The following is a 12,691-nucleotide window of genomic DNA, read 5'->3' as shown; positions in this document are numbered from 1 at the left end:
ATGGTGCCGCAACGCGAGGTGGACAAGGCGAAGACGATCACCGAGCGGTTCATGATCCGCTGGCGGGGCGAGCCTGATCCGAAGCACGTGAAGGCCGTCGATGCGTACTGGACCTCAGCCGCCGAGCACGGCATGAACGCTTCCACGTTCACCGCCCGCGTGATCGCATCGACCGGTGCGGACGTGGCGGCTGCGCTGTCCGGTGCTGTCGGCGCCATGTCCGGCCCGCTGCACGGTGGCGCGCCTGCACGCGTGCTGACGATGATCGAAGGTGTCGAGCGCAGCGGCGACGCGCGTGCCTACGTGAAGGGCTTGCTGGACGCCGGTGAGCGGCTGATGGGCTTCGGGCACCGCGTGTACCGCGCGGAGGACCCACGGGCTCGCGTGCTTCGTCGTACGGCCCGAGAGCTCAACGCACCCCGCTACGAGGTCGCCGAGGCGTTGGAGCAGGCCGCCCTGACCGAGCTGCGCGAACGCCGGCCGGACCGGGTGCTCGAGACGAACGTGGAGTTCTGGGCGGCCATCGTGCTGGACTTCGCCGAAGTGCCACCGCCGATGTTCACGTCCATGTTCACCTGCGCCCGCACGGCCGGGTGGAGCGCACACGTGCTGGAGCAGAAGCGCACGGGCCGCCTGATCCGCCCGTCTGCCATCTACTCCGGCCCGCCCACCCGTCCCGCCACATCCATCGAGGGCTGGAACCCCGACTGGGCCTAGTCAAACGCGCGCTGAGCTGGGCGACCTGCCTGTGCGCTGCTTGTACTGCCTGCTGAAGTACGGCACGTCGGTGTAGCCCAGCGCAGCAGCAACCTGCGTCACCGTCATCCCGGCCTCAGTCAGCAGCTGGTCGGCCCGGTCGATCCTCGCCTGGATGAGGTACTGCGCCGGCGACATGCCCAACTGCGCGACGAACCGCCGCGTGAACTGCGCCCGGGACAGAGCCGCCCGCCCAGCCATCTCCGCAACCGTCCACTCCCGTCCAGGATCCTGCCGAAGCTGCCGAGCCACCTCGTCGACCGCGGTGTCCGTCCCACTCCGCCCCGGGTTGTGCACCGCGTCCCAGATCATCCCGAGCAACTGCTCCAGACACAGCTCAGCCTGCCGCCTCCCCAGCAGGTCGCCCCGCCGGTACCCCGCATCGCAAGCCCGCGCCAGCACGCCCAGCAACTCCCGATCCACCACCTCGCCCCACCTCGCCGCCGGCGCCACCCCGTTGCCTGCTTCGAAGTGCATGCCGAAGACCAGCAGCCGCCGCTTGGGGTCGTGGCCGGCGGTCGGGGCGTCGCCGGGCGCGAAAACCGCGCAGATGCCTGGATGGAGCTCCTGCTCGGCCCCGTCCAGCTCCAGCCGCCCGCGGCCGTCCAGCACGCACCACAGCAGATGATCCGGCAGCGGCCGCGACACCCACGACCAGCTCGGCTCACAGCGCCAGAAGGTCGGCGCCGACAGCAGCCGCAACGTCAGCGGTTCACCCGCCACCAGTCCGTGCGTCAATAGTCCAACTCCTTGCGCCGATCCTCCGTGGTCCGAGCCGGGCCCCGGCTCGGAGAATTGCAGTGTCGGAAACAGAGTACGGCGATCCGGGACAAGTCACCGGCACTACTGCGGGAGTAGCGCATGAGCGTTTCGTACAAGGTCGAGGAGAACCAGGCCTCGACGTACAAGGAAGAGTTCGACCGCACCGGGTACACGCTGGTGCGTGGCCTGTTCAGCTCGGACGAGGCCGAGCGGCTGCGGGACCACTACATGGAACTGCGGAAGCGTGGGTCGGACCCGCACGACTTCGCCGGCCACACTTCCGCGAACCGTGACCCGCTGCGCAGGTACCCGCGGATGGCGCAGATGCACCGCTGGGACGACGTCTCGCTGGGCTGGCTGACCGACGAGCGGATCGACCAGGTGATGACGGCGCTGCTCGGGAGGTCGCCGTACGCGGTCCAGACGATGCTCTACTTCAAGCCGCCGGGCTCCCGCGGACAGGCGCTGCACCAGGACAACTTCTACCTGAAGGCGGAGCCGGGGACGTGCATCGCCGCCTGGATGGCGCTCGACCGGGTGGACACGGCGAACGGCTGCCTCGAGGTCGTCCCCGGTAGCCACCGCTGGCCGATCCTGTGCACCGAGAAGGCGGACACCAAGATCAGCTTCACCGACATCACGGTCCCGCTGCCCGACCCCGACGCCGCCGTACCGGTCGAGATGGAGCCCGGCGACGTGCTGTTCTTCCACGGCGCCCTGGTCCACGGCAGCGCCCCGAACGTCACCACCGACCGCTTCCGCCGCGCCCTCATCGGCCACTACATCGAGGGCGAGGCCGAGCGCGTCGCCAAGTACTACCACCCGGCACTGCGGATGGACGGCAGTCCCCTGGAGCTCGAGGTAGCCGAAGGCGGCGGCGCCTGCGGCGAATGGACCGACACCCCCGACGGCCCCGTCATCACACTGACCGGCACCGAAACCACCACCCGCAAACACGAGTAACCCCACCCGCCCACCCCGCGGGAGCCCGCCACCTCCCGCTGGGTCAGCGCAACTCGGGCACCCCGGCGCACCTCGCCACATCCCACCCGGCGCGGCTCCGGCATGCCCCACCCGATGCGGCTCGTGCACGCCTCGCCGCCCCGCAGGAGGGGCGCTGGCCTGGGCGGGTCCGGTGTGTGCGTGTTGGGTGAGACCCTGGGTTGGGAGTTGGGGGCGGTGTGCGAGGATGGGGTGCGCTGACAGCGTCGTCGGCTCTGGAATTGCAGACGACGAAGGGAACGCTGGTGACCAGCGACATTCAGATTCCTGTAGAGCTCAAGCCCGCCGACGGCCGCTTCGGCGCGGGTCCGTCGAAGGTGCGCCCGGAGGCCGTCGCCGCGCTCGCGACCGAGGGCGCCAAGCTGCTCGGTACGTCGCACCGCCAGGCGCCGGTGAAGAACCTGGTCGCCCGCGTGCAGCAGGGCGTGTCCGACCTGTTCCAGCTGCCGGACGGCTACCAGGTCGTGCTCGGCAACGGTGGCTCGACCGCGTTCTGGGACGTCGCGACGTTCGGGCTGATCCGGGAGAAGAGCCAGCACCTGAGCTTCGGCGAGTTCTCCTCGAAGTTCGCCAAGGCCGCCCAGCTCGCCCCGCACCTGGGTGAGCCGACCATCGTCAAGTCCGACCCCGGAACCCGGCCGGTCGCGGTCGCCGAAGCCGGCGTCGACCTGTACGCCTGGCCGCACAACGAGACCTCCACCGGCGTGATGGCGCCGGTGCAGCGGGTCGAGGGCGCCGACGAGGGCGCGCTGGTCGCGATCGACGCCACCTCGGGCGCCGGCGGCCTGCCGGTCGACATCAACGAGGTCGACGTCTACTACTTCGCGCCGCAGAAGTGCTTCGCCTCCGACGGCGGCCTGTGGATCGCCGTGATGAGCCCGGCCGCGCTGGCCCGGGTCGAGGAGATCACCGCGAGCGGCCGGTGGATCCCGGCGTTCCTGGACCTCGCCACCGCGGTCGACAACTCCACCAAGCACCAGACGTACAACACGCCGTCGCTGGCCACGCTGTTCCTGATGGCGGAGCAGACCGACTGGATCAACAACCAGGGCGGCCTGGCGTGGAGCGTCGCCCGCACGACCGACTCGAGCAACCGGCTGTACACGTGGGCCGAGAAGTCCGACTACGCCACGCCGTACGTCGAGGACCCCGACGCCCGCTCGCTCGTCATCGGAACCGTCGACCTCGACGACTCGATCGACGCCGCCGGGGTCGCCAAGACCCTCCGCGCCAACGGCATCGTCGACACCGAGCCCTACCGCAAACTCGGCCGCAACCAACTCCGCGTCGCCATGTTCCCCTCGGTCGACCCCGACGACGTAGAAAAGCTCACCCACGCCATCGACTACGTGGTCGACCGCCAGAAGTAATCACCACGCAAACAGCCGCCGCCCCCATCGGGCGGCGGCTGTCTCACGTGTGCGGGCAATGCCCCACCGAGCACACCGAGCCGCTCGCGATAGGCGTGGGCCGAGCCGGCACCGCGCACACCCCGGACCCTCGCAAGACACGTGCGCCGTACCGCACCCCCGCACCCCCGGGAACCCGCGAGAGACGTACGCCGTACCCGCACCCCCGACCCCGCGAGACACGTACGCCGTACCGCACCCCGCACCCCGCACCCCCGGGAACCCGCGGGACACGTACGCCGTACCCGCACCCCCGACCCCGCGAGACACGTACGCCGTACCGCACCCCGCGCACCCAGGAACCCGCAAGCGACGTACGCCGTACCCGCCTGCCGGCACGCCCAGGAACTTGTGAAAGGTCCGCATACCCAGGTGTCCGCGAGAGGCGTGCGCCGAGCCGGCACTCCGCACACCCAGGTCCTCGCAAGGGGCGTGCGCTGTACCCGCACCCCGTACACCGAGGTGCTTGCGTGGGGCGTGGGGCTGGGCGCGCGCCGGGCACGCTGAGGTGCTTGCGGGGGTTAGGAGTGGGAGCGGCGGTGGGGGGTGGGTGGGGATTGGCCGGTTAGGCGGGCGTTTTCGGCCATTCGGTCCAGGCGTTCGCGGCGGCCTGGGGGGAAGGTGATGATGGTGATGAGGAGGGCGAAGGCGGCGGCGCCGATCAGGATCCAGCGGAGGTTGTTGCTCTTGGCTGATTCGGTGCTCGAGTCGTTGCCGGTGCCCGGTTTGGGGGTGGCGGAGGCGGCTGGTGGGGTGGCGGCGGCCTTCTTCGCGGGGATGAGGACCTGGTAGACGGGTGAGTCTGCGCCTTCGGTGCCGGCCAGGACGGTCTGGCCGTCGGGGCCGACTGCGACCGACTCGCCTTGGGAGGCGGAGACGGTGGCGCTCGCGACCAGGGTGGGGGGTTCGCCCCAGGCGATGGTGGCGATGCCGGTGTAGGTCCGCAGTACGACTCGCTGACCGTCCGGGAGGAAGGTGCCGTCGGTGAAGGTGCCGGCCGGGGCGGGCGCGAGCTTGGTGAGCTCGTTGGTGCCCTGACGGGACGGGGCAGGCGGGGCCGCGTAGATCGAACCGGCGCCCTTCGAGGACTTCGTGACGATGAAGAGCTGGTTCGTACCGGGCTCGACCAGCAGGGTCTCGGCGTCGTGGGCGCCGTCCGGGTAGGTGAAGTCGTACCGGTGGTAGGTCACGTTGGTGTTGTCGGCGAGGTCGGCCGGCTCGGGGATCGTGTAGATCTCGATCTGGTCCCGGTTGCCCTTCGCGTCGCCGATGTCGGCGATGTAGATCGTGCCGTCGCCGTCCACAGCGACTGCCTCGACGTCCTGCACGTCCGCCTTGAAGCCGAGCACCATCCGGACCTTGCCGGTGTTGTCCACGCCGAACACCCGCGCGCGGTCGCCGGAGTCGTTCACCGTCCACCACAGGTCGTATTTCTGGCTCTTCGCGAGGCCGGACGACTCGGTGATCCGCTCGTCGCGCATCGTGAAGTACTTCTTCACCCCCGGCGACGGATCAGCCGCAGGCGCCTGGACGGAGGAGGGCGGTGACGCCGCCTGTCCGGTGGTGGCCGCAGGCGCGAGAGCTGAGGCTCCGGCGGGAAGGGCCGTGCCGGCAAGGCTGAAGAAGCCAGCCGCCAGGAGGGCGAGGCCAGCCCGGATCCGCATCAGGACCCCACCTCCGCACCGGGACCATCGGCGGAGTTGGACGCAGATCCCGCCGCAGCAGGCGTGTCAGCCGAGGACGAGGCCGCAGATGCACCGGCACCCGAGGGCGCTGCCGGGGTGTCGGAGGTCGTCGGGGTGGCGGAGGGTTCGAGGAGGAGTTGGGCCAGGTGGGGGGTTACGTGCCAGTCGGTGGTCAGGGACTGGTATTCGGCTGTGAGGTCGGGGGTGGGGTGGGCGCCGGTTCGGGCGGCTCGGAGGAGGAGGTTGCGGGGGGTGTGCTGACTGTCCACGAACTGCACTACCTCCACCCGGTATCCGACCTGTCGCAGGACCGCCGCCCGGAGGGTATCCGTCAGGACGTCGGCAAATCGCTCACGAACGATGCCATATCTCGTCATCAGCGCATAAGGCGCCGGTGGTGTGACGCCTTTGAGCTGCTTTTGGATGTCGTGATGGCAACACGGAGCCGCAAGCACCAGCGGCGCCTCCCAGCGGACCGCGCGGGCCAAGGCGTCGTCCGTGGCGGTGTCGCAGGCGTGCAGCGCCAGTACGACGTCCGGGCGTACGTCGAGCTCCGCGTCCTGGATGGTCGCGTCGACGAACCGCAGGTGTTCCTGCCAGCCAAGTGCCGTCACGACCCTGGTGTTGCGCTTGCGCGCCGCCGGGTTGTGGTCGATGCCGGTCATCCGTACGTCGTGACCGGCCGCGGTCAGCAGGTGGTAGGCCGCAAGCGTCAGGTACGCGTTGCCGCAGCCGAGGTCGACCACCTGCAGCGGCCTGCCGGTGGCGATCCGCCCGGCGGAGATCGCCTCGTCGAGGGCCGGCGCGAGCTGCTTGCAGAACTCCTCGACCTGCTTGTACTTCGCCTGCCGGGACGGCTTCACCCGGCCGTGATGGTCGCTGATCCCGAGCTCGATCAGGAACGGCGCACTCGGCTCGAGCACCCGCTGCTTCACGCGGTCGTGGCTGGTCGTCTGCTCCCGGCTGTCCGACTGCCGGTGCAGCAACTCCTTGCCCTTCTTCGTGTACCGCAGCCGAAGCGTCTCGGTCGTCGTCTCGACGTGCCACGTCCCGTACGGGAGGTCCAGCAGCTCGTCGACGGCCTTTTCGACCTCCGGCCCGGCGACGTTGCGGGTGTGCGCCTGGCGTTCGTCGTACTCGGTGATCTGCAGGTGGCGGACGTCCTTGAGGTCGACGTAGCGGAGCTCCACGCGCTGGTAAAGCGGTGGTTCCAGCCCGCGGCGGCGGCCCGAGGCGACCGCGCGAACGAGGCCGGTCTGGTCCAGCAGCGCGGGACGGATCACGTCGCGCACGCCGGACTCCGCTCCGGAACCGGTGGCCGGCTCGCCGGAGCTCCGATCCGGATCCACGTCTGACTGCATCGCGCCATTGTCCCCGACCGCTTGGGTCGATCACAAAAGGGTCTCGCCCGACCCCGCACAGCTACCCTGCGTCACTCGAGTTTCTCGTCCTCCTTCAGCAGCCCCAGGCTGCGCAGGCGGGTGGCGATCCCGCCCTGTTGACGCCCCAGGGCTTCGACCAGCTCGTCCTTGGTCGCGCCGCCACGGAAGAGCTCGGCCAGGGTCTGCTCCTCCTCGGCGGACCAGGGGCGGAACGCGTTCGGGTGGTTCTTGCGGGCCGTCTTGATCCGGTGGGTCATCGAGCGCGTGTCGAGCAGCTCCAGGGACCGGATGCGCGCCTGGCGGTGCCGGCCGACCTCTTCGCCGTCGCGCCAGAACACCACCACGCCGTCGTCGAACGTCATCAGCTCGGCCGGGACGTCGCAGTAGTCGTCGGCCTCGAGCATCACACGCATCATGGCTGGTTCTCTCCGTTTCGTCGGGCGGTCCGGCGGCCACGGCGGCACATCCGGTCCCGTTTCTCGACAGAGAAGATGCCGCGATCCCGCCCCCGCCCGACCACCGATTCGCAGCCTGTGGACAAGCAACCGCACAACCAGTTTGCAAAATTTCTTTGCAAACCATCTTTGCAGTCCTACTCTCGGACTCATGAGCGACGACGAACCCGCAGAGGCCGCGCTGATCGGCGGCAAGACAGTCCGCCTGGACCGGCACCTGATCCGGGCCCTCGCGCACCCGATGCGAAACCGCATGCTCGGACTGCTGCGGATGTACGGCCCCCAGACGGCCACCACGCTGGCCGGCAGGCTCGGGGTGAACACCGGCGCCACCAGCTACCACCTGCGGCAACTGGCCGAGGCAGGCCTGGTCGAGGAGGACGACACCCGCGGAAACGCGCGGGACCGGTGGTGGAAGTCCGCACACCAGGGCACGGCGTTCGACGCGGCCGAGCTGCTCGACCAGGAGCCGGAGCTGACGCTGGGGTTCCTGCACGGAATCGGGCAGACGTACGCGGAGAACATGTTCGGGTTCATCGACGCGATGCAGACACTGCCGCCGGAGTGGCGCGACGCCAGCATGCTGTCGGACTACATGTTCCACCTCCGCCCCGACGAGTTGAAGGCGATGCTCGCGGAGGTGATGGCGGTGTTCGAGAAGTACAAGACGCCGGACCTCACCGCTCCACTGCCCGAGGGCGCCGAGCAGGTGTCGGTCCAGATCCAGGCGTACCCACGCGAGACCCGGTAAGGCGAGGTACGACGTGACGCCCGCAGAAGCACGTGAAGACCGGGCACCACTTGTGGCGTTCCTGGTCGCCAACGTGGTGTCGATCTGCGGCACCCGAGTCAGCGCAATCGCGATCCCCTGGTTCGTGCTGACGACTACGGGGTCGCCGTTCAAGACCGGTGCGGTGGCGCTGGCGGAGATGGGCCCGCTGGTGCTGTCCAAGGCGATCGGCGGACCGATGATCGATCGGGTCGGGCCGCGGCGGATCAGTGTGATGGCAGACACTGCCAGCACCGGCGTGGTGGCGCTGATCCCCTTGCTGCACACGATGAACGCGTTGTCGTTCCCGCTGTTGCTCGCGCTGGTCGCCGTAGCCGGGGCACTCCGCGGACCAGGTGATGCCGCCAAGGCAACGCTCATCCCGGACATCGCGCACGCCGCGAAGGTGCCACTGGAACGCGTGACCGGCCTGGAGAGCACGACCGAGCGGCTGGCCGGGTTCATCGCGTTCGCTGTCGCCGGTGGGCTGATCACTCTGGTCGGCGAGGTCAACGCGCTGTGGATCGACGCGGCGTCGTTCGGCGTGTGCGCCGTACTCATCTACCGCTGGATCCCCAGGAAACACGAGAAGGCCGACCGTGCGGACGACGGGAGCTACAAGTATCGGCTGCTCGACGGCTGGCGGTTCCTCAGCAAGGACAGACTGATGATGCCGCTGGTCATGATGATCGCGGTGACCAACCTGCTCGACGCTGCGGTCGGCGCCGTACTGCTGCCGGTCTGGATCAAGGAGCACGGCTTCGGGCCCGGCCACACCAGCCTGATCCTCACGTCGTTCGGAGTGACCGCGACCCTGTTCGCCCTCGTCGCGTCAGCAGTCGGCGGTCGCATCCCGCGCAAGCTGGTCTTCACGGTGGCGTTCCTGATCTGCGGTGCGCCGCGGTTCGTGGTGATGGCCTTCGACGCGCCCGTGTGGGTTGTGATGGCCGTGTACGCCGTCGGCGGTGTCGGAGCCGGTTTCATCAACCCGGTGCTGGGTGCGCTGTTCATCGAGCGCATCCCCAGGCACATGCTGGGCCGGGTCAGCTCGCTCGCCGACTCGGTTGCGTGGCTCGGCGTACCGCTCGGTGGCGTTGTGGCCGGTGCGGCGATCGCAGGCGTCGGTCTGGTGCCGGCGCTGCTCGCAGCCGGCGCGGTGTACTTCGTCGCGACCACGTCCCCGCTGTTCTTCGGCCGCAACGAGAGCTGGAAGGCTACACAGGATCCGACGGGTCCTCGGGGAACGGCGGCCGATTCGGATCCGGTGGCAGTCCCCACGTCTTAGCCTTCTTCGCCTCGGTCTCCTTGCGACGCAGCCGGTCCCGCTCCGCACTCAGCAGGCCGAGCAGTGCGAGGTCGAGCAGCATCCCGCTCACCGCCGCGAACTGCGTGCCCGCGAACTGGAACACCTGCGTGACCAGCAACGACACCAGCACCGCCAGTTCGAACAAGCGGATCGCACGGACCCTGTTCCCCTTCCGCAACTGCAGTCCGCCGCGCAGCGTGAAAGAGGCCGACAGCAAGCTTCCTGCCGCCACCCCAAGGACCGGCAGGTCCGCGGCCAGCCCGTCGTCGAACCGGAGCCCGGCGGCGATGGCGGGCGCACCGATCGCTTGGATGACCAGTACGGCGACTGCCACCCGAGGCGCGAGTGGATGCGTGGCCAGCCGGTCGAACCCACGCTGCAACGCCTGCCACGCGGCGTCGACCGGAGCGGCGAGCTCCACCTCGTCGGCCGGGCACGCGGCCAGCAGCTCCCTGGTCTCGCGGCGACCGTCGACGTCCAGGCTGACCTGGCGAAGCTGCTCCGAGGCCTTGGCCAGCCGGCGCCGCGACAGGCCGCCTGCGACCCCTTCGACGGCGTGGTCGACCACGTTGGCCAGTTGCTCCCGTTCGTCGATCGGACGGCGGGTGGTGAGGAACCGGCTGCCGAGCACGATCAGCACGAAGACGACGTACACGATCGCCGCGGTCGGTTGGTAGAAGTAGTTGTTGTCCGAGGTGACGAACTTCCCGACCTCGTCGATGAACAGGCCGAAGCCGACGCCACCGATCAGTGCCGCCGCGGGCCGCACGACGGGGCCGACGTACGCGAGCAGCAGGGAGATCGAGACCAGCATCAGCAGGCCGCCCGGGAGGACGTGGGCGATGTGCAGGCCCTTGCCGCCGATCGTCGCCACCCCGGACACCACGAAGGTGGTCAGGTGCTCGGCGGACCGGACGTTGCGGACCAGCCCCGCCCGCATCAGGTACGGCGACCGCGCGCCCGTGGTGCCGGTCATGGGGCCTCCCGGCCTGGACTGAGGAGTGGAGGGAGCGCAGCGACCGGAGTGACGAGGGAAGGCCGGGAGTTCCAGCCCCATGACCCGCCGCGCCGGAGGCGTGGCATCAGTACAGTCATGCGGCCCTACGTTAGTTGGAGACGTGTCAGCGGACGAGGGCTGCGATGACGACCATGGCGACCAGGGCGGCCAATACGAGAGAGGTCACCAGTCGGCGCGTGCGGGGGTCCACTCCGTCAGATTAGTGGACCCCCAATGGATAGCTGCCCACCAGGACGCCCGATGGGTCCACCCGCTGTTTGATCGCGCGCAGGCGGGTGAGGTCTGTGGCGGTGTAGCTGTCGTGGAGGGTGTTCCAGGAGGACAGGCCGGTGGGCGGAATCTAGCCGGCGCGCCACGGTGCCATGGCCTCCTCCAGTGCGGCCAGTGCCTGCTCGGTCCCCTCGGGCGAGGTCACACTGGGTTCGTAAAGTCTTACCACGCGAAGTTCGGGCCGGGTCGGCGCCGACCTCGGCGCGTCCGGGTGGTTCAGCGCGGGCTGACCAGTGGCTCGGGGCGGTGGACGCCGCGCGGGCGGTAGCCGACGGCGTCGGACAGGCCCAGGTAGTCCGAGAGCAGCCAGATGATGGACAGCCACATCTCGGTGCCCTGCAGCCCGGGGATGGCGCGGTCGTCGGTCCCGTCCGGCGCGAACGCGAACCCGGCGCCGTCGACCCAGCGATCCAGGATGCGGGTGAGCTGATCCTCGGCCCACCGGGTGCCGTCGGCCCGGCCCACGTCGGTCTGCTTGCCGGCCAGCCAGAGCGGGTGGATCACGTCCAGCACGTTGCACGCGTTGTAGCCGTCGCCGCTGAACATCCGCCGATCGTTGCTGTGAGCAAGCACCGTCTTGACCGCCTGCTCCGGGTACGGCAACGGCAACCCGAACTGCGCGTACGTCCCGCGCGTCAGCCGGTAGAAGCCGTTGACGACCTGCAACCAGCCGTCGTCCGGATGCTGCCGGCCCCACATGCCGGTCGCGGGATCGACGCGCAGCAGGAGCCACCCCATCAAGGTCTCCAACGGGCCTGATTCGCCATGATCCTTGAGGTTCCGGGCCAACGCGGTGCCGAGGGCATCGATCCCCGAACCGGACGACCAGGCGTGCCGCTCCCACGGCAGCTTGTCGAGCTCCTCGGGTGTGAAGTCGGTGGTGATCGGGTGCTCGAAGCTGCTGTCCAGCACCTGCAACGCGTAGCCGACACAGAGCACGTGATAGCTCGCCGGGCCTTGCAGGACGGACAGTTTGTCATCCACGGGTACGTCGAGGCCGACATCCGCGAGGTCTCCTGGTGAGACCAGTCCGGTCGCGGGATCCTGACGATGACGCAGGCGACGGACCAGGTCGTCGCGCGTGTGCCCTTCCGGCGTACGTCGTACCAGCACGTCCGCGATCTCGATCGCGTCGCACCACGGGCGGATCGCGGGCTCGTGCCCGAGACCGGGGCGGTCGACGAAGCGCTCTCCGTCCCACGAGCGCTTCAGTACGTCGTCCACCTGCTCGCGAGCCTTGGCCGTGAAAGCAGCGAGTCGCTGGGAAAGGCTGCCCGACCGGACCGGGGATTCGCCCGAGCGGGAACGCAGTACGCGCGCCGGGTTGCCGGCGGCAATCGTGTTGGCGGGGACGTCCTTGGTGACGACCGCGCCGGCGCCGATGATCGAGTGCGGGCCGATGGTGACGCCGTCCAGGACCGTCACGTTCGAGCCGATCCAGACGTCGTCGCCGATCGTGATGCCGAGTGCGGTGTGCTTCTGCCGGAAGATCGGCTCTCCCGGTGCGGTGCCGTGGTTGAACGCCAGCAGCGACGTGTGCGCCCCGATCCGGACACCGTCGCCGATGGTGATCCGGCCGCGGACCACCGAGAACGGGTTGATCGTGGTGTCCGACCCGAGCGTGATGTGCCCGGTCACGTACGCGTGCGCCGCGATGTACGACCGCGCCCCCATCCGGAGCTCGTCGCAGTACACGGCCGCCGACTCCGCGACGTACACGTCGTCGGCCAGCGCGAGCGACCCACCGAGCCGCTGCTGCCGCTCGGCCTGGCGCTTGCGCTCGTCGTCGGAGCCGATCCGGGCGTACTCCCAGGGCAGGAAATCCAGTCGCAGCGGTTCACCAGAGGTCATGGGAAAACGCTATCCAAACCTTGGGA

The 12,691-nt window shown here is 69.3% G+C and carries 11 protein-coding genes; 5 read left to right on the top strand and 6 right to left on the bottom strand.

Annotated features, from left to right (window positions below; translation table 11 throughout):
• On the top strand, positions 1-717 hold a 717-nt coding region (locus tag AB0H36_RS43955; RefSeq protein WP_360537389.1), incomplete at its 5' end, for a citrate synthase 2.
• Here the strand turns inward: AB0H36_RS43955 and AB0H36_RS43950 are convergent.
• The gene (locus AB0H36_RS43950) at positions 718-1,494 is read right to left on the bottom strand and encodes an AraC family transcriptional regulator (RefSeq protein WP_360537387.1); all 777 of its coding nucleotides are present in this window, start codon (positions 1,492-1,494) and stop codon (positions 718-720) included.
• A 123-nt stretch (positions 1,495-1,617) separates the two neighbouring features.
• Between AB0H36_RS43950 and AB0H36_RS43945 the strand changes: the two genes are divergently transcribed.
• Both AB0H36_RS43945 and serC read left to right on the top strand, forming a co-directional pair.
• Entirely contained in the window at positions 1,618-2,481 is an 864-nt protein-coding gene (locus AB0H36_RS43945) for a phytanoyl-CoA dioxygenase family protein (RefSeq protein WP_360537385.1), read from the top strand.
• A gap of 281 nt (positions 2,482-2,762) precedes the next feature.
• On the top strand, positions 2,763-3,890 hold the full coding sequence (serC, locus tag AB0H36_RS43940) for a phosphoserine transaminase (RefSeq protein WP_360537391.1): 1,128 nt from the start codon (positions 2,763-2,765) through the stop codon (positions 3,888-3,890).
• A 560-nt stretch (positions 3,891-4,450) separates the two neighbouring features.
• Here serC and AB0H36_RS43935 read toward each other — a convergent pair.
• The 3 genes from AB0H36_RS43935 to AB0H36_RS43925 all read right to left on the bottom strand — a co-directional run bounded on the left by AB0H36_RS43935 (position 4,451) and on the right by AB0H36_RS43925 (position 7,412).
• Positions 4,451-5,593, bottom strand: a complete 1,143-nt coding sequence (locus AB0H36_RS43935) for a hypothetical protein (protein ID WP_360537383.1) — start codon at positions 5,591-5,593, stop codon at positions 4,451-4,453.
• A complete protein-coding gene (locus AB0H36_RS43930; RefSeq protein WP_360537381.1) occupies positions 5,593-6,975 on the bottom strand; it encodes an SAM-dependent methyltransferase in 1,383 nt (460 codons plus the stop codon). The genes AB0H36_RS43935 and AB0H36_RS43930 overlap by 1 nt, the downstream gene beginning before the upstream one ends.
• 71 nt (positions 6,976-7,046) lie before the next feature.
• Positions 7,047-7,412: a hypothetical protein gene (locus AB0H36_RS43925; RefSeq protein WP_360537379.1), complete on the bottom strand. Its 366-nt coding sequence runs from the start codon at positions 7,410-7,412 to the stop codon at positions 7,047-7,049.
• 190 nt (positions 7,413-7,602) lie between these two features.
• Between AB0H36_RS43925 and AB0H36_RS43920 the strand changes: the two genes are divergently transcribed.
• The gene (locus AB0H36_RS43920; protein ID WP_360537377.1) at positions 7,603-8,202 is read left to right on the top strand and encodes a helix-turn-helix domain-containing protein; all 600 of its coding nucleotides are present in this window, start codon (positions 7,603-7,605) and stop codon (positions 8,200-8,202) included.
• A 13-nt stretch (positions 8,203-8,215) separates the two neighbouring features.
• Positions 8,216-9,505: an MFS transporter gene (locus tag AB0H36_RS43915; RefSeq protein ID WP_360537375.1), complete on the top strand. Its 1,290-nt coding sequence runs from the start codon at positions 8,216-8,218 to the stop codon at positions 9,503-9,505.
• On the opposite strand, the gene AB0H36_RS43910 is transcribed toward AB0H36_RS43915, so the two are convergent.
• Positions 9,435-10,502 carry a hypothetical protein gene (locus tag AB0H36_RS43910; protein WP_360537373.1) on the bottom strand — a complete coding sequence of 356 codons (1,068 nt, stop codon included), beginning with the start codon at positions 10,500-10,502 and terminating at the stop codon, positions 9,435-9,437. The two genes, AB0H36_RS43915 and AB0H36_RS43910, sit on opposite strands and share 71 nt — an antisense overlap.
• 528 nt (positions 10,503-11,030) lie before the next feature.
• Positions 11,031-12,665 carry a DapH/DapD/GlmU-related protein gene (locus AB0H36_RS43905; RefSeq protein WP_360537371.1) on the bottom strand — a complete coding sequence of 545 codons (1,635 nt, stop codon included), beginning with the start codon at positions 12,663-12,665 and terminating at the stop codon, positions 11,031-11,033.
• Positions 12,666-12,691: the final 26 nt, after the last annotated feature.

The organism is Kribbella sp. NPDC050820 (assembly GCF_040653975.1).
In the GTDB taxonomy this organism is placed as follows: domain Bacteria; phylum Actinomycetota; class Actinomycetes; order Propionibacteriales; family Kribbellaceae; genus Kribbella.
Note: the sequence above shows the minus strand (reverse complement) of the source record. Positions and strands in the feature narration are given on the sequence as shown.

Excerpts from the sequence above, each read along its gene's own strand:
- AB0H36_RS43945 (WP_360537385.1), top strand. The coding sequence starts at position 1,618 with ATGAGCGTTTCGTACAAGGTCGAGGAGAACCAGGCCTCGACGTACAAG.
- AB0H36_RS43935 (WP_360537383.1), bottom strand. The coding sequence starts at position 5,593 with ATGCGGATCCGGGCTGGCCTCGCCCTCCTGGCGGCTGGCTTCTTCAGC.
- AB0H36_RS43930 (WP_360537381.1), bottom strand. The coding sequence starts at position 6,975 with ATGCAGTCAGACGTGGATCCGGATCGGAGCTCCGGCGAGCCGGCCACC.
- AB0H36_RS43925 (WP_360537379.1), bottom strand. The coding sequence starts at position 7,412 with ATGATGCGTGTGATGCTCGAGGCCGACGACTACTGCGACGTCCCGGCC.
- AB0H36_RS43920 (WP_360537377.1), top strand. The coding sequence starts at position 7,603 with ATGAGCGACGACGAACCCGCAGAGGCCGCGCTGATCGGCGGCAAGACA.
- AB0H36_RS43910 (WP_360537373.1), bottom strand. The coding sequence starts at position 10,502 with ATGACCGGCACCACGGGCGCGCGGTCGCCGTACCTGATGCGGGCGGGG.
- AB0H36_RS43905 (WP_360537371.1), bottom strand. The coding sequence starts at position 12,665 with ATGACCTCTGGTGAACCGCTGCGACTGGATTTCCTGCCCTGGGAGTAC.